This window comes from Streptomyces sp. NPDC050674, from assembly GCF_040654575.1.
Taxonomy (GTDB): domain Bacteria; phylum Actinomycetota; class Actinomycetes; order Streptomycetales; family Streptomycetaceae; genus Streptomyces.
In genome coordinates this window covers 208,685-231,455 of the sequence record NZ_JBFAIG010000013.1, presented here as the reverse complement: position 1 = coordinate 231,455, position 22,771 = coordinate 208,685, and the positions used below count along the sequence as shown (strand labels likewise).

23 protein-coding genes are annotated in these 22,771 nt (G+C 71.8%); 6 read left to right on the top strand and 17 right to left on the bottom strand.

Going from position 1 to position 22,771, the window contains the following annotated elements; translation table 11 throughout:
- Window positions 1-16: 16 nt before the first annotated feature.
- From ccrA to AB0I06_RS22735, 4 genes are all read right to left on the bottom strand, one after another.
- Complete coding sequence (gene ccrA, locus AB0I06_RS22750) at window positions 17-1,354, bottom strand: crotonyl-CoA carboxylase/reductase (protein ID WP_363120657.1); 1,338 nt, start codon at window positions 1,352-1,354, stop codon at window positions 17-19.
- Window positions 1,355-1,402: 48 nt separating this feature from the next.
- Complete coding sequence (locus tag AB0I06_RS22745) at window positions 1,403-1,738, bottom strand: antibiotic biosynthesis monooxygenase family protein (protein WP_363120656.1); 336 nt, start codon at window positions 1,736-1,738, stop codon at window positions 1,403-1,405.
- Between the two features lie 48 nt (window positions 1,739-1,786).
- Window positions 1,787-3,277, bottom strand: a complete 1,491-nt coding sequence (locus tag AB0I06_RS22740) for an NDP-hexose 2,3-dehydratase family protein (protein ID WP_363120655.1) — start codon at window positions 3,275-3,277, stop codon at window positions 1,787-1,789.
- Between the two features lie 211 nt (window positions 3,278-3,488).
- Window positions 3,489-4,313: an NAD(P)H-binding protein gene (locus AB0I06_RS22735; RefSeq protein WP_363120654.1), complete on the bottom strand. Its 825-nt coding sequence runs from the start codon at window positions 4,311-4,313 to the stop codon at window positions 3,489-3,491.
- Between the two features lie 81 nt (window positions 4,314-4,394).
- On the opposite strand from AB0I06_RS22735, the gene AB0I06_RS22730 reads away from it, so the two are divergent.
- The gene (locus AB0I06_RS22730) at window positions 4,395-5,408 is read left to right on the top strand and encodes a YafY family protein (protein WP_363120653.1); all 1,014 of its coding nucleotides are present in this window, start codon (window positions 4,395-4,397) and stop codon (window positions 5,406-5,408) included.
- 28 nt (window positions 5,409-5,436) lie between these two features.
- On the opposite strand, the gene AB0I06_RS22725 is transcribed toward AB0I06_RS22730, so the two are convergent.
- Both AB0I06_RS22725 and AB0I06_RS22720 read right to left on the bottom strand, forming a co-directional pair.
- Window positions 5,437-6,087, bottom strand: a complete 651-nt coding sequence (locus tag AB0I06_RS22725) for an NAD(P)H-dependent oxidoreductase (protein ID WP_363120652.1) — start codon at window positions 6,085-6,087, stop codon at window positions 5,437-5,439.
- A 109-nt stretch (window positions 6,088-6,196) separates the two neighbouring features.
- Window positions 6,197-6,910, bottom strand: a complete 714-nt coding sequence (locus AB0I06_RS22720) for a class I SAM-dependent methyltransferase (RefSeq protein ID WP_363120651.1) — start codon at window positions 6,908-6,910, stop codon at window positions 6,197-6,199.
- Between the two features lie 208 nt (window positions 6,911-7,118).
- Here AB0I06_RS22720 and AB0I06_RS22715 point away from each other — a divergent pair, with 208 nt between their 5' ends.
- Both AB0I06_RS22715 and AB0I06_RS22710 read left to right on the top strand, forming a co-directional pair.
- Entirely contained in the window at window positions 7,119-8,084 is a 966-nt protein-coding gene (locus tag AB0I06_RS22715) for an NAD(P)-dependent oxidoreductase (RefSeq protein ID WP_363120650.1), read from the top strand.
- Window positions 8,081-9,199, top strand: coding sequence for a DegT/DnrJ/EryC1/StrS family aminotransferase (locus tag AB0I06_RS22710; protein WP_363120649.1), 1,119 nt, complete (start codon window positions 8,081-8,083; stop codon window positions 9,197-9,199). The genes AB0I06_RS22715 and AB0I06_RS22710 overlap by 4 nt, the downstream gene beginning before the upstream one ends.
- Before the next feature lie 82 nt (window positions 9,200-9,281).
- On the opposite strand, the gene AB0I06_RS22705 is transcribed toward AB0I06_RS22710, so the two are convergent.
- The 3 genes from AB0I06_RS22705 to AB0I06_RS22695 form a co-directional block, all read right to left on the bottom strand.
- Window positions 9,282-10,424, bottom strand: a complete 1,143-nt coding sequence (locus AB0I06_RS22705) for a glycosyltransferase (protein WP_363120648.1) — start codon at window positions 10,422-10,424, stop codon at window positions 9,282-9,284.
- A 65-nt stretch (window positions 10,425-10,489) separates the two neighbouring features.
- Complete coding sequence (locus tag AB0I06_RS22700; RefSeq protein WP_363120647.1) at window positions 10,490-11,293, bottom strand: ABC transporter permease; 804 nt, start codon at window positions 11,291-11,293, stop codon at window positions 10,490-10,492.
- Complete coding sequence (locus tag AB0I06_RS22695; RefSeq protein ID WP_363120646.1) at window positions 11,290-12,273, bottom strand: ATP-binding cassette domain-containing protein; 984 nt, start codon at window positions 12,271-12,273, stop codon at window positions 11,290-11,292. Before AB0I06_RS22695 ends, AB0I06_RS22700 begins: the two co-directional genes overlap by 4 nt.
- Before the next feature lie 629 nt (window positions 12,274-12,902).
- Between AB0I06_RS22695 and AB0I06_RS22690 the strand changes: the two genes are divergently transcribed.
- Window positions 12,903-13,400 (top strand): hypothetical protein, encoded by a 498-nt coding sequence (locus AB0I06_RS22690; protein ID WP_363120645.1) that lies wholly within the window; start codon window positions 12,903-12,905, stop codon window positions 13,398-13,400.
- 19 nt (window positions 13,401-13,419) lie between these two features.
- Here the strand turns inward: AB0I06_RS22690 and AB0I06_RS22685 are convergent, their stop codons facing one another.
- The 5 genes from AB0I06_RS22685 to AB0I06_RS22665 form a co-directional block, all read right to left on the bottom strand.
- Window positions 13,420-13,833: a nuclear transport factor 2 family protein gene (locus AB0I06_RS22685; RefSeq protein WP_363120644.1), complete on the bottom strand. Its 414-nt coding sequence runs from the start codon at window positions 13,831-13,833 to the stop codon at window positions 13,420-13,422.
- Window positions 13,830-14,708 carry an AfsR/SARP family transcriptional regulator gene (locus AB0I06_RS22680; protein ID WP_363120643.1) on the bottom strand — a complete coding sequence of 293 codons (879 nt, stop codon included), beginning with the start codon at window positions 14,706-14,708 and terminating at the stop codon, window positions 13,830-13,832. The genes AB0I06_RS22685 and AB0I06_RS22680 overlap by 4 nt, the downstream gene beginning before the upstream one ends.
- 426 nt (window positions 14,709-15,134) lie before the next feature.
- On the bottom strand, window positions 15,135-15,914 hold the full coding sequence (locus AB0I06_RS22675) for an SDR family NAD(P)-dependent oxidoreductase (protein ID WP_363120642.1): 780 nt from the start codon (window positions 15,912-15,914) through the stop codon (window positions 15,135-15,137).
- A gap of 70 nt (window positions 15,915-15,984) precedes the next feature.
- Window positions 15,985-16,902: an MBL fold metallo-hydrolase gene (locus AB0I06_RS22670; protein ID WP_363120641.1), complete on the bottom strand. Its 918-nt coding sequence runs from the start codon at window positions 16,900-16,902 to the stop codon at window positions 15,985-15,987.
- A gap of 2 nt (window positions 16,903-16,904) precedes the next feature.
- A complete protein-coding gene (locus AB0I06_RS22665) occupies window positions 16,905-17,372 on the bottom strand; it encodes an SRPBCC domain-containing protein (RefSeq protein WP_363120640.1) in 468 nt (155 codons plus the stop codon).
- Between the two features lie 254 nt (window positions 17,373-17,626).
- Between AB0I06_RS22665 and AB0I06_RS22660 the strand changes: the two genes are divergently transcribed.
- Both AB0I06_RS22660 and AB0I06_RS22655 read left to right on the top strand, forming a co-directional pair.
- On the top strand, window positions 17,627-18,895 hold the full coding sequence (locus tag AB0I06_RS22660) for a beta-ketoacyl-[acyl-carrier-protein] synthase family protein (RefSeq protein ID WP_363120639.1): 1,269 nt from the start codon (window positions 17,627-17,629) through the stop codon (window positions 18,893-18,895).
- On the top strand, window positions 18,892-20,106 hold the full coding sequence (locus AB0I06_RS22655; RefSeq protein WP_363120638.1) for a beta-ketoacyl synthase N-terminal-like domain-containing protein: 1,215 nt from the start codon (window positions 18,892-18,894) through the stop codon (window positions 20,104-20,106). Before AB0I06_RS22660 ends, AB0I06_RS22655 begins: the two co-directional genes overlap by 4 nt.
- 132 nt (window positions 20,107-20,238) lie before the next feature.
- Here the strand turns inward: AB0I06_RS22655 and AB0I06_RS22650 are convergent, their stop codons facing one another.
- The 3 genes from AB0I06_RS22650 to AB0I06_RS22640 form a co-directional block, all read right to left on the bottom strand.
- Window positions 20,239-21,450 (bottom strand): acyl-CoA dehydrogenase family protein, encoded by a 1,212-nt coding sequence (locus tag AB0I06_RS22650; protein ID WP_363120637.1) that lies wholly within the window; start codon window positions 21,448-21,450, stop codon window positions 20,239-20,241.
- Window positions 21,447-21,704, bottom strand: coding sequence for an acyl carrier protein (locus AB0I06_RS22645; protein WP_363120636.1), 258 nt, complete (start codon window positions 21,702-21,704; stop codon window positions 21,447-21,449). Before AB0I06_RS22645 ends, AB0I06_RS22650 begins: the two co-directional genes overlap by 4 nt.
- A gap of 99 nt (window positions 21,705-21,803) precedes the next feature.
- Window positions 21,804-22,748, bottom strand: coding sequence for an aromatase/cyclase (locus AB0I06_RS22640; protein ID WP_363120635.1), 945 nt, complete (start codon window positions 22,746-22,748; stop codon window positions 21,804-21,806).
- Between the last annotated feature and the right edge of the window lie 23 nt (window positions 22,749-22,771).

Here is a 22,771-nt window from a genome sequence, read left to right as displayed (position 1 = left end):
TGTACCGGAAGGCCTTTCAGGTCATCGGGACGGATGGTCGGAAGGGGTTGAGGACGGTGGGGCCGATCGCCCGGCGCCGCTCGGGGTCGGTGACCCCGAGTCCTTCGCGCGGCGCCAGACACAGGACGCCCACCTTGCCGGTGTGCTGGTTGAGCTGGACCCTGCGGGCCGCCTCGCCCACCTCGTCCAGGGGGTGCACCTCGGACAGCACGGGCACGAGCTTGCCGAGGTCGAACAGCCGGTTGCACTCGGCCTGTTCCATGAGGTTGGCGGCATGGCTGCCGACGACGCGCTTGGAGTGCATCCACAGGTAGCGGTTGTCGAACTCGTGCTGGTAGCCGGTGCTGGAGCCGCAGGTGACGACGGTGCCGCCGCGCCGCAGCACGAAGACGGAGAGCCCGAAGGTGGCCCGGCCGACGTAGTCGAAGACGACCGCGGGGTCCTCTCCGACGGCCTGGCGGACGGCGCGTCCGAGCCGCTTGCCCTGGGCGATGATCTCCTCCCCCGTGCCACCGCCGCCCAGCCCGAGTTCGGTGCGGTCCAGGACCACGTCGCAGCCGAGGGCACGCACCGCGCGGGCCTTGTCGGGTGAGCCGACCACGGCGACGGGGATGCCGCCCGCCTGCTTGACCAACTGCACCGCGAAGGCACCGAGGCCGCCGGCCGCGCCCCAGATCAGCACGACGTCGCCGAGCTTGATCCGGGCGCCCTTGTCGCTGATCAGCATGCGGTAGGAGGTGGCCGCGGTGAGCATGGAGCTCCCAGCCTCCTCCCAGGTGAGGTGCCCCGGCTTCGGCAGCAGCTGGCTCGCCTTCACCACGGCGTAGTGGGCGAGGCCGCCGAAGTTGGTCTCGTAGCCCCAGATGCGCTGGCCCGAACCGAGCATGGCGTCGCCGTGCGTGGCCGGTTCGTGGTCGTCGACCTGGACGCAGCTGACCACCACGTGGTCGCCGACGGCCCACCGGGCGACGGCGGCGCCGGTGCGCACCACCACGCCCGCCGCGTCCGAGCCGACCACGTGGTAGGGCAGGTCGTGGCGCGCCGCGAATCCGCCCTGCCGGCCGAGGCGGCCGAGGAAGCCGAAGGTCGGCAGGGGTTCGAAGGTCGCCGACCAGACGGTGTTGTAGTTGATGGCGCTCGCCATCACGGCCACCAGCACCTCGTCCGGGGCCGGTTCGGGCAGGGGCACCTCGTCGACGCGGAGCGTCTTGCGCACGTCCTTGTCGTCGACGCCGGCGAAGGTCCCGGTGTCCTCGGCCCGCAGGCAGGCGGCCCGGTAGCTCTTGGGCAGGGGGATGTTCCCCAGTTCCTCGGCGGGGGCGTCCGCCAGCACCGCCGCGCTCAACTCGTCCACGGGTACCGCTCCTTTCGTCTCATCGGCCGGTCGGTGGCGCCGGGGTGGTCAGGCCGCCGGTACGCCGTCGCCGAGGTAGCGCTGCCGCTCGACGTACAGCTCGGAGCTGCTCTCGGCCAGCTGCCGCAGCTCCTCCACGTGCTCGCGGAAGCCCGGCCGGGTGACGGCGGCCCGCAGGGCCGGGGCGTTCTCCCAGCGCGCGATGTTCACGTAGCGCTGGGGGTCGTCGACGTCGCGCGAGAGGGTGTAGCCGAGGATGCCGGGCTGCACCGTCATGAACTCGGCGACGCGGGCGAACGCCTTCTCGAAGGCGTCCGGGTCGCCGGAGACGGTGAAACGGTTGACGAACGTGACACTTCCCGCGCGGTCTGCCGGAGCGGCCATGGTGGTCTCCTCGTGAGGTCGGGGCGAACGCTGAGGTCAGAACGGTGGTCAGTGTCGGGACGCGGTCTCGAGGTCCGGTCGAAGTCCGGCGGACAGGGCGTGCAGGCAGGCGACGAGGCTGCGGGCCTCGACGTTGAGGTAGTGGCTGTGGCAGAGCAGCTCGGACAGCTGCGCCATCGTCACCCACCGGTAACCGGGCCGCGGGGTGTCGTGCTCGTCGCCGGTCTCGACGACGACGTACCGGTTGCGGGCCCGGTAGAACCGTCCCCCTTCCTCGGCGAGGACGGTGTCGAAGCGGATCTGCTCCGGCCGGGCGGAGAGCACCTCGGTCAGGTACGGGGGCCGTGCGGCCTCCGGCAGTACGTCGTAGTTGGACGGTGTGCACTGCACGGTGGGCGCCAGCTCGGCGGTGTCGACGAAACCGGGCTGGGCCTTGGCCTGCACGAGCAGGTGCAGGACGCCCTCGCGCCGCCGTACGAGGAAGGCGCACACGCCCTGGTCGCACGGCTCGATCAGGGGCTGGGACCAGCTGCGGACCTCCCGCCCCGCCGCCGAGACGGTCACGCCCATCACGCTGAAGAAGGCACCGTCCTCGTGCACGATCCGGCCGTCCACGAGCCGCCACCGGTCCACCTCGCGCAGCGGGACGGGCAGGACGCGATCCTCGCGTCCCGACCGGATGCCGCTCAGCCAGCCGAGCAGTTCCCTGGTCTCCTGCCGGTCGTCGGCCCCGGGCTCGCAGGACCGGACCAGGGCGGCCGTGAAGGGGTCGGGGGCGGGCCCGCCGTGCAGGTCGGACAGGCCGGCGGCGGCGAACGGCAGACAGGACAGCACGGTGCGCGCGTCCATGTTCACCAGGTCGTCCACGGCCAGGAGCCGGTGCAGCTGCCCGAGCGTCAGCCAGCAGAAGCCGTCCAGGGTCTCGACGTCCTCCGTCACGAGCACCACCATGTTGCGGTTGCGTTTGCGGTAGAACCAGGCGCCCTGCTCGGACTGGCGGACGTCGGCGAGCACGTGGTGGCGCGAGGTGTCCAGGAAGTGGTCGAGGTAGGGCACGCGGCTGCCGCCGTGCACCCGGGTGAAGTTGCTGCGGGTCGCCTGCACGGTGGGTGACAGCTGAAGCCCGCCGGGGTTGCCCGGCTCGTTCTTGGCCTGCATCAGGAAGTGCAGGACGCCGTCGAACTCCTTGGCGAGGATGCCGAGCACGCCCACTTCCGGCTGGTCGAGGATCGGCTGCCGCCACCGGCTGACCGGCGCCCCCGGGGTGTGCACCTCCAGCCCGGTCACGGCGTAGAACCGCCCCGACTCGTGGCGCAGGTCGCCGGTGGCCGGGTCGGTGCGCCAGCCGCTGAGCGCGTCGAGGGGCACCACCCCCACCTCCATCGCGAACCGCCGTCCGCAGTCGGTGAACCAGTCGTGGAAGGCGTCCAGGTCAGCGAGGTGACCGGAGGTCGCCAGGGCGGACCGTGCGATCCGCAGGGAGGGGGAGTCCCCGGGGGACTCCGGTCGGCGTGCGGCCGACGGGACGGTTGCGGTCAAGGCGGACTCCCGAGTGCCTGATGGCCCGACAGGTCGTCCGCCACGGTGGTCAGCACTGCTCGACGATGCCCACAGCGATGGTCGAACTCGCGGGCGCCGGCGCGGAAGGGGGCCGGGCGGGCGGGGGATTCCCGCCCGGCCCTGTCCGGATGCGGTGCCGGACGGCTGACGTGCCGCCGGTACCGCGCGGCGCGCTGTCCTCGCGCCGTGGTCAGCCGCCGAAGGCGGCCCGGTTCTCCCGCACCCACTGGGCGAAGGTCCGGGCCGGCTTGCCGGTGACCTTCTCCACCGTCGGCAGCACGGTGTAACCGGCCTCCGGCGGGTTGGTGCGCATCATGATGAAGAACTCGATGTCCTCGTCCGAGTAGCCCTGTTCACGCCACTGCCCGACGATCTCGTCCCGGGACAACTCGACGTAGCGGACCTCGCGGCCGAGGGCCTCGCCGATGATGCGGACCTTGTCCGGCGGGGTCAGCGCCTCGGGGCCGGTGAGCCAGTACTCCTGTCCCGCGTGGCCGTCCGCGGTCAGGGCTACGGCGGCGACCGCCGCGATGTCCGCCTCGTGCACCATGGCGCTCTTGGCCTCCGGGAACGCCTCGCGGACCACGCCCTCGGAGGTGACCGACTCGGCCCATTCCAGCGCGTTGGACATGAACTCCACCGGCGAGAGGTGGGTCCACTCCAGGCCGCTGGCCTCGACCGCCTCCTCCAGGGGGCTCTTCTCCACGTCGCCCTTGAGGACGGTCACCCGCCGCACCCCGGCCTTGCGCGCCAGTTCGGCGATCTCCACACCGTTGGTCAGCGGGGAGAAGTCCTCGCCGGCGAAGCTGATGAGGTGCGCGGCGGTCACGCCCTCGAAGGCCTGGGCGAGGCTGGAGGTGTCCGCGAGGTTCCCCGCGACGGCCTCCGCGCCGGCCGGGAGGTCGGCCTTCTGCGGATTGCGGGTGAGCGCGCGCACCTGGTGCCCGGAGGCGAGCAACTGCTCCACGAGGGGACGTCCGACGTTGCCCGTGGCACCGGCTACAAGAATGGTCATGGGGGGTCTCCTTCCGTCTGGGAACGACGTTAGGAGCATTCGCGGTCACCTATTGACCGCCATTGATGTCAAACTCTCGCCATGTTGGAAACCTCGGCCCGGCTGCTGCGTCTGCTCGGGCTGCTGCAGACACAACGTGACTGGTCAGGACAGGAATTGTCCGACCGGCTGGGCGTCAGCGCGCGCACCATCAGGCGTGACGTGGACAAGCTGCGCGCCCTGGGCTACCCGATCAACGCCATCGGCGGGGTGGGCGGCGGGTACCAGCTGGGGGCCGGTGCCTCGTTGCCGCCCCTGCTGCTCGACGACGAGGAGGCGGTCGCCGTGGCGGTGGGACTGCGGACGGCGGCGGCGGGCGCGGTCACGGGTATCGCGGAGACGTCCGTACGGGCCCTGGCCAAGCTCGACCAGGTGCTGCCGTCCCGGCTGCGCCATCAGATCAACACGCTCGGCGCCGCGATGGTCACCATGCCCACCCCGGGGCGCACGATCGACCCCTCGGCGCTCAGCGCGATCGCCTCGGCCGTGCGGGACCGGGAACGGCTGCGGTTCGACTACGTCTCCTACGACGGGGAGCGCACGGTGCGCGACGTGGAGCCGTACCGGCTCGTGCACGACGCGCGGCGCTGGTATCTCTTCGCGTGGGACACCCAGCGGTCGGACTGGCGCAGGTTCCGCGTCGACCGGCTGGAGCTCAAGGTGCCCACCGGCCCCCGGTTCACCCCGCGGCCGCTGCCGGACGAGGACCTGGTGAGCTATCTGTCGACGGGGCGCACCACGGCCCAGTACCGCTACCGGGCCGTGCTGACGATGCGCGGCTCGGCCACCGAGGTGGCCGACGAGGTGCCGACGACGCTGGGCACGGTGGAGCCCATCGACGACGAGTCGTGCCTGCTGCGCATCGGCTCGGACAGCCTGGACCACCTGGCGGTGTGGGTGGCCGCGTTCGGGTTCGACTTCGTGGTGCACGAACCGGACGAGCTGGTGCAGCGGCTGCGGACGCTCACCGGCCGGCTGCACCGGGCGGCCTGGCCGGAGAGCGACGAGTGGGCCGGCAGCGTCCGCGACCCGGCGGCCGGGGAACGGCCCGCGTGAGGGCGGTGCCTCACGCGGCCGCCCTCGGTCAGGCGCGGGCCGGCACCGCGGCGGTGACCCGGGCGCGTTCCGCGACCGCGCCCTCCGCCTCCCGCAGCGAGACGGCCGCCTTCTCGTGGTCGGCCGGGTCCTGGGAGGTGAACGGGGCCACGGTGTGCGAGGCGGTGATGATCTCCAGGTCGTAGCCGAGGACCTGCCCGAGCACCGTGCGCAGGTACGGCGCGCAGTGGTCCATCGCGTGGTCGGCGGAGTGGGGACCGTAGTCGCCGCCGTAGGCCAGGATCACGGTGGCCGGGCGGCCCGCCAGGGGGTTGGCGGACGGGTCGAAGGGCAGGGTGCGGCCCATCAGCAGGGACTGGTCGAACCACGCCTTGAGGTGGGAGGGGATGGTCCAGTTGTGCATGGGCGCGCTGATCAGCAGCGCGTCCGCGGACAGGATCTCCTCGACGAGTTCGTCGTGCAGCGCGGCGGCGGTGCGCTGGGCGTCGGTCTCGGGCGCGTTGAGCAGGGTGTGGACCCCGTCGGCGTCCAGGTGCGGCAGCGGGGTCGCCACCAGGTCGCGGTGGGTGACGTCGCCGTCGGGCAGTTCCTTGGCCCAGGTCTCCCGGAAGAGCCCGGCGAGCCGGCGCGAGACGGAGTAGGGCGAGGGCGAGGAGTCGATGTGCAGCAGGCGGGCCACAGGCCACCTCTCATGAGGATCGGTGAGCGCCCGGGTGCGGCGCTCGGCTGGACGCATGGTCCGGTGCGGCGCTCGAACCCGGTCGGAGCGCTGCTTGCGCCCCTCCGGGTCACGCGCGGACGCCGAGGAACAGCCCGCGGCCGGAGAGCACGCCCGGTACGTACTCGGGCCGCAGTCCCGCCTGCGTGAAGGCGTGCTCGTACTGGTCGCGGGTGAAGAGCATCGCCCGGTGGACCTCGGTGACGTGCCGGACGCCGCCGTCGGGCGAGGCGATCAGGTAGTGGACGCTCATCCGGGAGGCGTCGCCGTCCCGCACGGTGTGCGCGACCCGGGCGATCGTGGTGCCGTCCGAGTCGATGACGTCGCTGGAGACCCAGCGGTCGACGTAGGTCTCGGGGAACCACCACGGCTCGACGGCCACGACTCCCCCGGGCACGACGTGCCGGGCGAAGCACCGCAGGGACTGGTGCAGTTCCTCCACGGAGCCGACGTAGCCGATGGAGGCGAACAGGCAGGTGACGGCGTCGAAGGTGCGGCCCAGGTCGAAGGAGCGCATGTCGCCGGTGTGCAGTGGGATGTCGGGCAGATCGGCCCGGGCGATCTCGAGCATGGGTTCGGACAGGTCGATGCCCTCGGTGTGGCCGATGAGTTCGCTGAACGGCCCGAGGTGTCCGCCCGTGCCGCAGGCGACGTCCAGCACGCTGGAGGCCCCGGGCAGCCTCCGGCGGACCTGCTCGGCGACGAGTTCCGCCTCCGCGGCGTAGTCCTTGCCCCGTGCGGTGTGCTGCGCGTGGTAGATCTTGGCCGAGTCGGCGCCGTACATGATTCCTCCGTTGCCGGGCGGTGAGGTGTCCTTCTGACTCCCGGCAGACTCCCCGCTGCCCGTCGAGCGCCGCTGGAACCCGGCCGGGGCTTGAGCGAGTCGCGATCGAGACGGTCCACGATGCCCTCGGCACGCCGTTCCCGGAGGTGGGACAGGACCGCACGGGCACCGACCGGGCGACGGCACAGGCAGCGGAAGGAAGGACACCATGTCCGCGAACGGCAGGGTCGTCGTCCTGGGCGGTACGGGCTTCCTCGGGCGGCATGTGTGCGCCGCCCTCCACGAGCGGGGCGTCGAGGTCGTGTCCGTGGCCCGCGGAGCACCGGCCGATCCGCCGCCCTGGCGCTTCCTCGTCCTCGACCTGGTCACGCTGCCTCCGCGTGAACTGGCCCGGGAGCTGGGCGGGACGGGGGCCGGGGTGGTGGTCAACGCCGTCGGCAGCATCTGGGGGCGGCGGGACGACCAGATGTGGGAGGCCGCCGCACTCCCCACCCTCCGGCTGCTGGACGCCCTCGCCCTGCTCCCGGCACGGCCACGGCTGGTGCATCTCGGTTCGGTGCTCGAGTACGGCCGGATGCGGGAGGGCAGTTCCACCACGGCGGTCGCCGAGGCCCGGCCGACCAGCGCGTACGGCCGGGCCAAACTCGCCGCGACCCGGGCCGTGCTGGAGCGGTTCCGCAGCGGCGAACTGACCGGGATGGTGCTGCGGATCAGCAACATCGCCGGGCCGGGCAGCCCGGACGTGAGTCTGCTCGGGCAGGTGGCGGGACAGCTCCTTCAGGCCCGGGGCGGTCCGGCGGTGATCCGGCTCGACCCGCTGCTGGCGCACCGCGACTACGTCGACGTCCGGGATGTCGCCGAGGCGGTGGTGGCCGCCGCGCTGTCCCGGCGGTCCGGGGAACTGGTCGACGTCGGCAGCGGCGAGAGCACCTCCGTGCGGGCGCTGGTCGACCTGCTGATCGAGCGGAGCGGGCTGCCCGCCGTCGTGGAGGAGCACAGCGGGACCGGGAGACAGCACTCCACCGAGACCTGGTCGCGTGTGGACACCGGTCCCGCGTGGCGCTCGCTCGGCTGGCGGCCGCACCGGCCGCTGACCGAGGCGGTGGAGGCCTATTGGCGTGAGTTCACCGAGCGACGAGACGTCGCGACGCGAAAAGGAGAGCCGTCGGCATGACGACTTATGTGTGGGACTACCTGCCGGAGTACGAGGCGGAGCGCGAGGATCTGCTGGACGCCGTCGAGACGGTGTTCCGTTCCGGCAGGCTGGTCCTCGGGCCGAGCGTGGCGGGCTTCGAGGAGGAGTTCGCCGCGTACCACGGCAGTGCCCACTGCACCGGCGTGGACAACGGCACCAACGCGGTGAAGCTCGCCCTCCAGGCGCTGGGCGTGGGTCCGGGTGACGAGGTGATCACCGTGTCGAACACGGCGGCACCGACGGTGGTGGCCATCGACGGCGCGGGCGCCACACCCGTCTTCGTCGACATCCGCGAGTCCGACTTCCTGATGGACACCGATCAGGTCGCCGCGGCCGTCACCCCGCGTACCAAGGCGCTGCTGCCCGTTCACCTGTACGGGCAGTGCGTCGACATGGCGCCGCTGCGGGCGATCGCCGAGCGTCACGGTCTGGCGATCCTGGAGGACTGCGCGCAGGCGCACGGTGCCCGGCACCACGGCCGGCTCGCCGGTTCGCTGGGGGACGCGGCCGCGTTCTCGTTCTATCCGACCAAGGTGCTCGGCGCGTACGGCGACGGCGGGGCGGTGCTGACCTCCGACCCGGACGTCGACGCGGCGCTGCGGCGACTGCGCTACTACGGCATGGAGAAGACGTACTACGTGGTGCAGACGCCCGGGCACAACAGCCGCCTGGACGAGGTGCAGGCCGAGATCCTGCGCCGCAAGCTGCGCCGGCTGGACGCCTATGTCGCCGGCCGCCGGGCGGTGGCCGAGCGCTACCGCGAGGGGCTGGGCGACCTCGCCGGACGGGGTCTGCTGCTGCCGTCGGTGACGGAGGGCAATGATCACGTGTACTACGTCTACGTGGTGCGCCACCCGCGCCGGGACGCGATCATCGAGCACGTCAAGCGTCACGACATCGCCCTGAACATCAGCTATCCGTGGCCGGTGCACACCAACTCCGGTTTCCGGCACCTCGGTTACGAGCGCGGTTCCCTGCCCGTGACGGAGCGGCTGGCCGACGAGATCTTCTCGCTGCCGATGTACCCGTCGCTGCCCGCCGGCCTCCAGGACAAGGTGATCTCGGCGGTGCGCGAGGCCGTGCTCAGCGTCTGAGCCCCGGCCGGACGGCCCTGAACGCGATGGTGCCCGCCCCCTGTCGAGGGGGCGGGCACCATCGCGTGGGGAAGGCCCGGCGTCAGACGAGGGCCTCGATCGCCTTGACCACCTCCGAGGGGGCGGGCAGCCCGGCGATCTCGTCCGCGAGGTCGCGGGCGCGCCGGCGGTAGGAGGAGTCGGACAGCATCTTGGAGATGTCCGCGGCCACCTCCTCGGGCGGCTCCTGATGGGAGGGCAGGGTGAGCGTCGCGCCGAACGCGTCGACCGGGCGCAGGGGGATCGCCGAGGCCAGGATCTCGGGGAGGACGAGCTGCGGCACCCCGGCGCTCAGCAGGGTCATCACGGTGACGCCGCCACCGTGGTGGACCGCGAGGTCGAGGGTGGGCGCGATCACGTCGAGGGGGACGAACCCGGCCTTGATGTGCGGATAGGCCTCGCGGATCTGCCCGGCGAGCGGCTCGCCCGTGGCGACGACGACCTCGATGTCGCCGGCGTTCAGGAGCGGGTTGTCCAGCAGGGGCCGGAAGAAGTGCATGCCGAGCGCGGGGATGAAGGCGCTGCGCGAGCCGGAGGTGATGAGCACGCGGGGGCGGTCGCCCTTGGCGTACATCCAGGGTTCGAGCGGTATCTGCGGGTTGCCCGCGGTCCAGCGCATGGCCTGGGCGGGTTCGGCGTGCTCGGGTCGCACGCTGGGCGGGGTGATGTCGACGAAGAGGGTCGCGTCGGGGATCGTGTCGAGGCCGAACTGCTTCAGCTCGGGGCGCAGTTCGTCGGTGGCGCCCTGCCAGTCGACGTCGGTGCGGTCATAGATGGCCCAGGTGTGGCGCACCAGGGGCACGCCCAGTTTGTGGGCGACGAGCGGGCCGGCCAGGTTGTACTCGCCGCCGATCACCACGTCCGGCCGCCATGCCTCGGCCAGTTCGAGGGTGCCCGCGAGGCTCGCGGCGGACAGCCGGGCGAAGCCGCGTCCCGCGAAGTCCATCTCGTGGGCCTCGCCCGTGGGCATGGGCAGCCAGTTGCCCTGCCGGTCCTTGAGCATGGCGTCGGCCATGCCCATGGCGGTCACGCCGCGGGCGGGCAGACCGAGACCGGTGATGAGGTCGAGGTTCTCCTCGGGGGCGGCCACGATGACCTCGTGGCCGGCCGTGCGGGCCGCGGAGGCGAGCGGCACGCTGGCGTGCACGGGCGCGGCACCTCCCCCGGCGACGAACAGGAATCGCATGCTTCTCCTTCGGATCGTCCGGGGGCCGCCGGCCGCGGCGGATGCCGTGGCCGGCGGCCCGCCGTTCACTGGCTCACGGCCTTCTTGTAGCGCTGGACGGCCAGCGGCACGAAGATCGCGAGAATCAGCGCCACCCACAGGAACGAGGCGAGGACCGGGTTCTGCAGGGGCCACACTTCGGGTTCGGGCCGGCCCGCCGGGATGTTCCCGAACAGTTGCCGGCACGCCTCGACCACGGCCGAGACGGGGTTCCAGTCCGCGACCACGCGCAGGACCGCGGGCAGTCCCTCGCTGGGCACGAACGAGTTGGAGATGAAGGTGAGCGGCAGCAGCACCATGAGCATGGCGTTGCCGAGCACCTCGGGCGACTTCGCCGTCAGACCGATGGCCGCGGTGATCCAGGAGGCGGCGTAGGCGAAGAGGAACAGCAGCAGGAAGGCGATCGCCGCGTCGACGAAGCCACCCCGGATCCGCCATCCCATCAACAGGCCGGTCAGGGACATCAGCACGATGACCAGCAGGTTGTTGACCGCGTCGCCGTTGGTGCGGCCGACCAGCACCGCCGACTGCGAGATGGGCAGTGAGCGGAAGCGGTCGATCAGTCCCAGCTTCATGTCATGGGCGATGCCGACGCCGGTGTTCGTGGCGGTGAGCAGCATCGTCTGGGTGAGGATGCCGATGACCATGAACTCGCGGTAGTTGGAGCCGTAGACGTCGATCGCGCTGCCGAAGACGAAGCCGAACAGCAGGGCGAAGGCGATCGGTGCGGCGCTGGCGAAGACCACGATGTCGGGGTTGCGCAGGTTCTTGATGACGTTGCGCTTGGTGAGGACGACGCCGTCCTCGAGGGCCTGGCTCAGGGCGCTCACTTCACTTCCTCCTTCGCACGGCCGTCGGCCTGATCTCCGGTTGCCGGCCGTTCGGTGAGGGCGAGGAACACCTCGTCCATGCTGGGCCTGCGCAGCGTGGTCCCCACCAGGCGCACCTGGGAGCGGTCCAGCAGGCGCACGCTGTTCACCAGGGCCTCCGGTCCGTCGGAGACGGGCACGATGACCCGGTTGTTCTCCTCGTCGACCGAGGTCTCGCCGCCCTGGGCGATGTCCTGGAGCAGGGTGCGGGCCTGGGCCGCGTCCGAGGCGCTGCCCACGGTGATCTCCAGGCGCTCCCCGCCCACCCGGTCCTTCAGTTCGTCGGGGGTGCCCTCGGCGATGACCTTGCCCTGGTCCATCACCGTGATGCGGTCGGCCAGTTGGTCGGCCTCCTCCAGGTACTGGGTGGTGAGCAGCAGCGTGCTGCCGCCCCGCACCAGCTCGGCGATGACGTCCCACATGGCCATCCGGCTGCGTACGTCCAGGCCGGTCGTGGGTTCGTCGAGGAACAGCACCTGGGGGGTGGAGACCACCGCGCAGGCCAGGTCGACCCGGCGGCGCATACCGCCCGAGTAGCCCTTCACCGGCCGGTCGGCGTCCTTGGTCAGGCCGAACCGCTCCAGCAGTTCGTCCGCCCGCTTCTTGCTCGCCGTGGCGCCCAGGTGGTACAGCCTGGCCACCATCTGCAGGTTCTCCCGGGCGGTCAGGTCCTCGTCCACGGCCGCGTACTGGCCGGACAGGCCGATCAGACGGCGCAGTTCGGGCGCCTGGGTCAGCACGTCGAGGCCGGCCACCGTGGCCCGGCCCGCGTCCGGCCGCAGCAGGGTCGACAGCACCCGTACCGTCGTGGTCTTGCCCGAGCCGTTGGGGCCCAGCAGGCCGTGGACCGTGCCCTCCCGCACTGTCAGGTCGAATCCGTCCAGTGCCGTGTTGGGGCCGAAACTTCTCCTCAGCCCCTCGGCGACGATCGCGTTCGTCATTGCTCCTCCCTCACCCGCGTGGCGCGAGCTCGCATTGGTGCCCCGACGGCTCCGCCAAGGCGCTCACACCGTAGGACCGATCGCGGACAGCTTTTGTCCGCCGTAGCCGGGTGCCACGGGAAACCGTCGTCTTCCGCGGGATCGGGCGGTTCACATTCTCGGCTCAGCGCGCTGGACAGCGAGTCGAATAACGCCGGATCCGGGGGCGGGTGGGAGCGGGTGCCGCCTTAACCCGTCGGCCGCTCATGCCCGGTCGGGCTTTTTCAGCCGGGCAAACAGAAGGTAATGCAACGATCAAGCAGAAAAAATGGTTCCGATCTCATCCGCGCCGGGATGAAACCCGGGGAATGACCGGTGATCCGAGCAGAAAGCGCGTGCCGGACCTCCTCGCAGGGCTGCCGGAAGCGGCTCGGGGGCGGCGGGGAGAGCGCCTGCCGCGGCCGGGCGGGGGCGGGGTGCCGCCGGTCGAGGCGCAATCCAGCCGGTCCTGAGCGCCGGGCCCCACGGTGTCGGCACCGCGTCACGGGCGCACACGGGCCGGCCACCGCCGCCCCGCCCTCCGTGACCGGTTCCGTCCACCTCTTGCCGCAGCATCGGTCCGTCACGGACCGGGAAACGGATGACTGACGATGAGCCGGAGTCTCGGTGCCCTCACCCTCGTGGGCGCGCTCGCCCTCGTGCCCCTTCTCCCGTCGGCCGCGGGAGCCGCCGAGGCCCCCGCGGCGGCGCCCGTCGCCGCCGTCGCGCAGCTCAAAGCGGCTCCCGTGGGCGTGTGGAACGGCTCGGTGAGTTTCCCGGCCGGGGAGGTGGAGGCGCGGGTGTCGTTCCGGGCGAACGGCACGCTGTGCCTGATCGCCCCGCCCCCCGGGCCCGACGGAGGCGTCGAGGGGCAGGGCACCTGGCGCACCACCGGCCGCAACACCTTCACCTTCACAGTGAAGGAACGGTTCTTCGATGGCGCGGGGAACACCACGGGCTATCTGCGGGCCACCCACCGGGCCACCTTGCGCGGCGACCGCTTCACCACGGTGGGCGAGGGATCCTTCCACGATGCGGCCGGGAACGAGCAGGACTCGTTCCCCGTCACGTCCCAGATGCGCCGCGAGACTCGCGCGGACGCCTGCTGAGCCGCCCCGCCCGCACCGGTCAGGCCGCCGCGGGCCGGTCCCGCAGCAGCGTCCGGGACCTGGTGCGCAGCCGGCCGTCCACCCGGACCAGCACGTCGGTCACGGCGTAGGTGGACTCGAAGCTGACCTGGCCTTCCTTGTCGGTCAGCGTCACGAGGGAGCCGTACGCCACGGTCAGCGCCCCGTCGTCGCCCTGCTCCATCCGGTAGTTGTCGTTCCAGTGCCGGACCACGACCTCCCGGTACCGGGGCAGGGCGGCCCGGGCGTGCTCGAGCAGCGCGCTCCTGCCCTCCAGCTTCTGCCCCCGGTGGACATGGTGCGTCACGCCGTCCTCGGTGAAGGTGTCGGCGTATCCCTCGAGGTCCAGCGAGTCCAGCAGGGCCATCTGCCCCGCGTAGAAGCGCAGCACCTCCACGTAGAGATCGGTGCTCACCGCTGCCATCCGTTGCCCCCTGTCCTGGTCAGGTGTCCCGTCCCCGCCGCTTCGCCGGCGGGGACGCCGCTCGTCTCCTCGTCACAGCCCGCTCCCGGCACCACCGCGACCGGAACGGCCTCGGCGCGCGCCGACCGCCGGACCGGTGGTGGCGCCTCAAGGTCGAGTTCGGAGCGCAGCACGGCCCGCTGGAGCCTCTGCAGCCGCACCGACGGCTCCACGCCCAGCTCCCGGTTCAGGGTCTGGCGCAGGTTGCGGAACACCTCCAGCGCCTGTGACTGCCGCCCGGCCCGGTAGAGCGAGACCATGTGGTGGGCGCAGAGGTTCTCGTGCATGGGGTGCTTGGCGGTCAGCACGGTGAGTTCGCTGAGCACGGCGTTGTGCCGGCCCAGGCGTATGTCCGCTCCGATCCTGTTGTCCAGGGCGATGAGCCTGCTCTCCTCGAGCCTGGCCACCTCGATGCTCAGGGGCATGCCCACCCGCACGTCGGCGAGCGCGTGCCCCTGCCACTGGTCCAGGGCCCTGCCCAGGTGTCGCGAGGCGGCCTCGTAGTCACCGCGCTCGATGGCCTGGTTTCCCGCGTCCACCAGCTGTTCGTAGACCCAGACGTCCACGTCCTCGGCCGCGACATCGAGCAGATAGCCGTCGAAGCGGGTGACCAGGACGTCCTTGGCGCGGGTCGGGGCGTCGGCAGGCAGGGCCGAGTCGATCAGCCTGCGCAGCTGGAGAATGTAGGTCTGCAGTGTGGTCCGTACGCTCATCGGCGGGCGGTCGCCCCAGAGCTCCTCAATGAGCGCGGGGACCGAGACGATGCGTCCGGCGCTCAGCGCCAGCATGGCCAGAACCTGACGGGGCTTCGCGGCGGTTGGTGTCACCGATCGGCCGTTTAAGGTAGCGTTCAGCTCTCCCAGAAGACGTATGCTCACTAATTCCCCCAGTAAAGTGCAGCTCCACGGATGGTCAGACCGCGGGACGGTGCCGAGCACTTGCACGTTTGGCCACGTCGTGGCACAAGGCGCTGTATGAGATCGATCAGGCAACCCCCCGTCATTACCTGCGGCAGCGACGACCGTCAGCCTATGTACGCCTTGTCAGCCGGTCAACCAATCGACCTTGGCGAACAATGCGTCACCGACGATCGGATTCCTTCCTAAAACCGTGCTGGAATATTCATCAGCCAACTCGAATCTGACTCGATCGAGGTTGCCGTCCAGTGGGAAACTTGACATGTGCGTACCAAAACGGAAGGGCCCGCCCCCGGTTCCTCCAGGTGCGGGCCCCGCGGCGTTCGCCGACGCGCCTCAGTAGTTCCCGAGCCCGCCGCACACGTTGAGCGCCTGTGCGGTGATCGACGAGGCGGAGTCGGTCACCAAGTAGCCCACCAGCCCCGCCACTTCCTCCGGGGTCGCGTACCGGCCCAGCGGGATCTTGGCGTTGAACCGGTCGAGGACCTCCTGCTCGGTGATGCCCCAGTGGGCCGCGTAGCCCTGGCGTACCCGGACGGCCATGGGGGTCTCCACATAGCCGGGGCACACCGCGTTCACCGTGATGCCGCGCTGGGCCAGTTCGAAACCCACGGACTTGGTGAAGCCCACGACACCGTGCTTGGACGCCGTGTACGGAGCCGCGTACATGACGCCCTGCTTCCCGGCGGTCGAGGCGATGTTGACGATGCGTCCCCACCCGGCCTCCAGCATGCCGCCGGCCCGCAGCACCTCCTTGGTCACCCGGAACACACTGGTCAGATTGGTCTCCAGCACGTCGAGCCAGAGGTCCTCGTCGAGGTCGGCGATCTCCCCGCCTCCGCCGCGGCCGGCGTTGTTGACGAGGATGTCGATCCGTCCGAACCGGGCGGTGGCGGCCGCCACCGCGGCACTGATCTGCTCGCCCGAGGTGACGTCACAGGACGTACCCTCCGCCGTGCAGCCGGCGTCGCGCAGTTCCTCCACGACCTCGGCGACCTTCTTGCCCTCGCGCGCGCAGCCGAAGACGGCGATGCCCTGGCGGGCCAGCGTGCGGGCCGTGGCGAGCCCGATCCCGCTGCTGACGCCCGTGATGAAGGCGGTTCGCGCACCGGTCATGTTGTTCTCTCCTTCTCGTCAGCACGTCAGCTCGTCGGACGGGCCCGACGGCTCGTCATGCGGCGCCGGTTCAGGCGGCGCAGTGCGGCAGACCGCCGTGGAATTCGGCCATCTCCCGCAGGGAGGCGGCGACGTCGACGCGCTCCCCGGGCGCGAGCCCGTCGAGCTCCGCGTAGGCGCGGTGCAGATTGCCCACCAGACGCTCGGCGTCGACGAGCGCGGCGAACGGCCCGAGGTCCGCCCGTCCGGCCGTCTCCAGGACCGTCCAGCCCTGCCGCTTGCCGTCCTCGGCCAGCCGGCGCAGCCACCGCAGATAAGCCTCAGTGGCGTCGAGGACCTCCGGCCCGCCCGCCGGGCCATGGCCCGGCACGACGAACCGGGGCCGAAGACGGCGCAGTTCCGCCAGAGCCCGCAGGGAGCCCTCGACGGAACCCATCAGGACGTAGGGGGTGACACCCGACCAGGCGACGTCCCCGGTGAAGAGCACACCGCGTCCGGGCACCCACGCGACCACGTCGCTCGCGGTGTGAGCCGGCCCCACCCGGGACAGCTCGACGGTCAGCCCGCCCAGCCGCAGCGTGAGCCGGTCGGTGAACGTCGTGTCGGGCAGGGTCAGTTCGGGCTCGCCCCAGTCCACGTCCGGCCAGATCCCGCACAGGGCGAGTCCCGCCTCCGCCATGTCGGAGCGGGTCTGCTCATGGGCGATGACGGTGGCACGCGGCGCGAACTGGTCGTTGCCGAAGACGTGGTCGCCGTGGAAGTGGGTGTTGACCACGGCGTCCGGGCCGCCTGGGACGACGCGTTCCACGGCCTCGCGCAGCCTCAGCGCCCGGGCCCGGGTGGCCGCCGTGTCGATCAGCACCGCCTGTCCGCCCGCCGCGATCAGCCCCGCGTTGTTCACGCACCAGCCGCCGGGCAACTGCTCGTAGACATGGACGCCTTCGGCCAGCTCGCGCAGTGCCGGGGGCGCCGCCGTCCCGGCGGCCACGGTCAGACCACCTCCGCGAAGCGCTGGAGCGTCTCACCGGGGCTCGGACCGTCCAGTGCCCGGAAGATGCGCTCCGCGTCGGGGCCGTGCTTGTCCAGCCGGACGTGGGCGAGCTCGACCCGGGTGCGGCCGGGTCCGGCCGGAGTGAAGACGACCTCGATCTCGCTGGCCCGCTCGTCGTCCGGCACCGACTGCCACCGGCCGTCCACCCGCCAGGTCAGGCGCAGCCCGTGCGGGGGGTTCCATTCGAGGACGGTGCCCCAGTCGATCTCGTTGCCGTTCACGTCCCACTCGTAGTAACGGCCGCCTTCCTTGGGCTCCATGGCCAGACCGGCCCGGGGCTCGGACAGCAGCACGTGCGAGGGCGGCCACCAGTCCGCCATTCGCTCGGTGAACACCTCGAAGCAGCGCCGGGGGTCGGCCTCGACCTCGACCCACTTGCGCACATCGGGAACGGAACCGTGCGGCATGAACTCTTCCTTCCGCCGGGTGCAGGAGTGTGCCGCCACCGTCATCGGGCTGCCTCGACCTCGTGTGGAGCACGGCTCGAACCCCCCGGGCCCGCGCACCGGCGCCTGGCGCGTTCCAACGCCACTGGACCGCGAGTCGAGGACCGCGGCGCAGGCTGGCGCTCGCGCACGGTCCGTCCGTCCCCAGTGGTGCCGCGAGCGGCACGAGCGACACCGGCCCGCGCCATCCGACTCATTCACCGCGAAGGAGCCCCATGGCCCGAAGGGCAGTCATCACCGGAATCGGCGTCGTCGCGCCGGGAGGGATCGGAACCGAACCCTTCTGGCGGCTCCTCGTCGAGGGCAGGACGGCGACCCGTACGATCACGCAGTTCGACGCCAGCGGACACCGCTGCCGCGTCGCGGCCGAGTGCGACTTCGACCCGCTCGCGCTCGGTCTGACCCCGCAGGAGGTGCGCCGCACCGACCGGGTCTCCCAGCTCGCCATGGTCGCGGCCGGCGAGGCCCTCGCCGACAGCGGTCTGGAGATCGACGGTGCGCTGGCCGAACGCACCGGAGTGGCCCTCGGCAGTGCCGTGGGCGGCACCACCACCATGGAGCGGGAGTACTCCGTGCTCTCCGAGGGCGGCCGGAACTGGGTGGTGGACCCGTCGTTCGCGGTGCCCCACCTGTACGACTACTTCCTGCCCAGTTCCATCGCCTCCGAGGTCGCCCGCACCACGGGCGCCCTGGGGCCCGCGTCGGTGGTGTCCACCGGCTGCACCTCCGGCATCGACTCGGTGGGCTACGCGGCGGAGCTGATCCGGGACGGCGAGGCCGACGTGATGGTCACCGGCGCCACCGACGCGCCGATCTCGCCCATCACGGTGACCTGCTTCGACGTCATCCGGGCCACGTCCGCGCGCAACGACGACCCGGCGACCGCGTGCCGCCCCTTCGACCGCACCCGCACGGGCCTGATCCTCGGCGAGGGTTCGGCCGTGCTGGTCCTGGAGGAACTGGAGCACGCCCGGCGGCGCGGGGCGACGATCTACGCGGAGGTGTCCGGGTACGCCGCGCGCTGCAACGCGTACCACATGACCGGGCTGACGGCGGAGGGCAAGGAGATGTCCGAGGCCATCGACCTCGCCCTGGCGGAAGCACGCGTGGACCCCGGCGCGGTGGACTACGTCAACGCCCACGGCTCCGGCACCAAGCAGAACGACCGGCACGAGACGGCCGCCGTGAAGCGCAGCCTCGGCCGGCACGCCTACGAGACGCCGATGAGCGGCATCAAGTCCATGATCGGCCACTCGCTCGGCGCGATCGGATCGCTGGAGATCGCGGCGTGCGCCCTGTCCATGCGGCACGGCGTGGTCGTCCCCACGGCCAACCTGCACGAGCCGGATCCCGAGTGCGACCTGGACTACGTGCCGAACACCGCCCGGGAGAAGCGGCTGGACGCGGTGCTCACGGTGGGCAGTGGTTTCGGAGGTTTCCAGAGCGCGATGGTGCTCACGAGTCTGGAGCGGACCGCAGCATGACCAAGGACGTCGTTGTCACGGGTGCGGACGCCGTCGCACCGAACGGAGTCGGCCTGGAGACCTACTGGGCCGCCGCCCTCAAGGGCGTGTCGGCGATCCAGCCCATCAGCCGGTTCGACGCCACCGGTTATCCGGTGCGGCTGGCCGCCGAGATACCCCCGTCCGACGCGGAGAGCGCCTTCCCCAGGAAGTTGGTGCCGCAGACCGACCGGCTCACCCAGCTGGCCATGATGTGCGCGGACAGCGCGCTGTCCGCCGCCGGGGTGGACCCCGCCGAACTGCCCGAGTTCGGCGCCGGGGTGGCCGTCTCCAGCGCCAGCGGCGGTCTGGAGTTCGGCCAGCGGCAGTTGCAGCAGCTGTGGGGCACCGGGTGGGAGTCGGTCAGTCCCTACATGTCGTTCGCCTGGTACTACGCCGTCAACACCGGGCAGATCTCCATCCGCAACGCGCTGCGGGGGCCCAGTGGGGTGGTCGTCTCGGAGCAGGCCGGCGGCCTGGATTCGATCGCGTTCGCCCGCAGGAGGGTGCGCCGCGGGACGCCGGTCATGCTCGCCGGCGGCTTCGACAGCGTGCTGTGCCCGTACGGCGTCTCGACGGTGTCGGTGGCCACCGGGGTGAGCCGCGCGAGCGACCCCGAGCGGGCCTTCCTGCCGTTCCACTCCTCGTCCTCCGGGTTCGTGCCCGGGGAGGGCGGGGCCGTCATGGTGCTGGAGTCCCGTGCGTCCGCCGCCGAACGCGGCGCGGCCGTGCTGGGTTCGGTGGCGGGCCACGCGGCGGCCTTCGACCCGGACCCCTCGGGCTCCGGCGGCGACGGGCTGGCGCGGGCCGCCCGCGGTGCGCTGGCCGATGCCGGGCTGGCGCCCGAGGCCGTCGACGTCGTGTTCGCCGACGCCGCCGGCAGCCCCGACCTCGACCGGGCCGAGGCCGACGCGCTGACCGCGCTGTTCGGTGCCGGAGGGGTGCCGGTGAGCACGCCCAAGGCGCTGGTGGGACGGCTGATGTCCGGGGGCTCGGCCCTCGACGCGGTCACGGCGCTGCTCAGCCTGCGCGACGGGCTCGTCCCTCCCGTGCCCGGCGTGGCGCCGGACGAGGTGGACCCACGGGTCGACCTGGTGGTCGGGGAGCCCCGTGGCGGGGAGTTCCGCACGGCGCTGGTGCTGGCGAGGGGACATGGGGGCTTCGCCTCGGCGATGGTGCTCACCGCGTCCTGAACACACACGGGCCCGGGGCCCGGCTCGTGTCTCGAGCCGGGCCCCGGGCCTTCACCGGTCGGGCATGCGCGCCGCACGGGCTCCGCGCGACGCGGGGCGCTTCGGGCGACGCGGGGCGCTTCGGGCGGAGCCTCAGCGCCGCTTGCCGGTCGGTACGACGTACCGGGTGAACAGCAGTTCCCGGATCACGTCGTCGCCGCCCTCGACCAGACCGACGTAGCGCAGGTCGCGGACCAGCTTTCCGATGGGGTGCTCGTGGGTGTAGCCGAGTCCGCCGAACATCTCGGAGCCGATGGTCGCCACCTGCCAGCCGGCCTGACCGCAGTACATCTTCGCGGCCAGCGCGGAGCGCAGGGTGCCCACCCGGTACAGGGCCCCGGCGGCGTCGCCCCCCGCCAGGTAGCCGTCGAACTCCTCGGCGGCCGAGCGGCACTGGTTGCGCATCACGTCGATCAGCATCTCGATCTGGCCGAGCTTTCCGGCGAAGACCGCGTTGCGTGCCAGCGGGGCGCCGTGCACCCGTTTGGATCCCGCGTACTCCATCGCCAGGTCGCGCACCCGGCGGGCCATGCCGATGGCGGTCGCCGCGATGAGGATGCGGCTGGCGTTCAGCCCGATCTCCAGCAGCCGCAGTCCGTTGCCGGGCAGACGGTTCTCGGCCGGTACGGCGCAGTCGCGCAGGGCGACCCGGTAGGTGGCCGAGCCGCGCATGCCGACCATGTTCCAGCGCTGGGTCAGCTCCACGCCCTCGGTGTGCCGGGGCACCAGGACCACGCCGAAGTCGGCGTCGTCGGCGGCGTCCCGGGCGACGACCAGCAGCAGGTCCGCGGCGTCGGTGTTGGTGGAGAAGTACTTGTCGCCGGTGACGATCACGCTGTCCCCGGCGCGGCGGCAGGTGGTCGTGATGCGCCCGAGTTCGCTGCCGGCTTCCTCCTCGCTCGCGAGGATGCCGAGGACGCCGCCGTCCCGGGCCAGGCGTTCCAGGTGCGGCCTGGTCAGGGCGTCGGCGCCGGAGAGCTGGAGCATGGTGGTGCCGAGCACGGACAGGAAGGAGCCGAAGGCGAAGCCGGCGTCCCCGTAGGACAGTTCCGAGACGACGTCCACGCTGTCCCGCAGGGAGAGGCCCGGACCGCCGTACTCGGCGGGGATCCACCAGTTGGCCAGCCCCGCCTCGGCCAGGCGGACCGAGGCGGGTGTGGGGACGGGCGGGAGGGTGTCGAAGTGCTCCGTGGCCGGAAGCACCTCGGCGTGCACGAACGCCCGGACCCGTTCCAGGAGGTCGGCGGCCCGCGCCCCCGTACCGGGGGACGCGGGGTGGACCGACGCGGGTGCGGCCACGGTCACGCCGCCTGGGTCAGGCGGCGGTTGAAGACGTCGAGGAAGTCCTGGGGCGTCTCGAGAGCGGAGGCGTCGTCGTCCCCGAGCTTGACCTGGTAGTGCTGTTCGAGCGCGCTCGTCGTGGCGATGACGGCGAGCGAGTCGAAGCCCAGGTCGGCGAGGGGGGCGTGGAGGATGTCGCCGGACAGGTCGATGGTCTCGTCCTCGCCGACGGCGCGCAGCAGGAATCCCTTGAGTTCGTCGATGGTCAGCTCGGCCATGGGGGCTCTCCTCGGGTGTGATTCTCGGGTGGTGGGGTGCGGCACGGATCCCGTGGGCGGACCGTGCGCGTTCGGGTGACGACCGGCGGCCCGGTCGGGTCAGCGGGCCTCGGCGAAGGCGCGCGCCCGGGCCAGGGTCGCCCGGCTGTTGGAGCTCAGGGAGTGCTGCACGGCGTCCCGGGCGGCCTGGAGGGTGGCCGGGGGCGCGGGGAGGGCCGCGATGCCCTCGGGATCCAGCAGCACCTGGTGGCGGGCGGTGACCCGGACCATGCCGTCGGCGGCCTCCTCCACCAGCCACTCGCCGTTGTGGGCGCGCAGCACGGGCGGCAGCTTGGTCTGCTTGTAGACGATCTGCCGCTGCGGGACGCAGACCCGCCCGGAGACGGTGGTGTGCACGGAGCCGTCCGGCGCGCGGGTGTCCATCTCCATGTACTGCAGACCGGTGACGTTCTCCCGCAGGTCCAGCCGGACGACGTGGGCGAGCCGGTCCGGCCATTTCGCCGCGTCGTAGAGGAAGTCGTACACGTCGCCCGGCGAACCGGCGATCAGCTCGGTGTCGGAGAAGTCCAGCAGGAGGTCGTCCTCGCTCCCGGCCCGCTCGGCGGCCAGGCGCAGATGGTCCAGTTCGGAGACGCTGTTGGTCTCGACGGCCGCGGCGATGCGGGCCAGTGCGGCCGGGTCGTCGCCGACGGCCCGGTAGTGGTGGTCCAGGACCACCGTGCAGGCCTTGTCGCCGCGCTCGCGGACCTCCCACCTGCCGCCCATCGCGGCCACCGGGTCGGCGGGTTCGGTCTGTTCGAAGCGCACGCTGCGCGCGGCGGGGTCCAGACGGCGCCGGGACTCCCAGGTGCGCACCTCGCCGTGGGCCACGGCCCAGATGCGGATGTGCTCGTCGCTGTCGTCGCCCCGCGTCCGTTCGGCGCGCACGGTGGGCGGGAAGTACAGCGGCCACAGGCGCACGTCGGAGACGACGCGGTACACGGCGTCCGCCGGTGCCTCGATGTCGATCCGGTGCGTCACCTGCGTCGGCTCGGTGTCGCTCATGACGGGCTCTCTCCTCACCATCG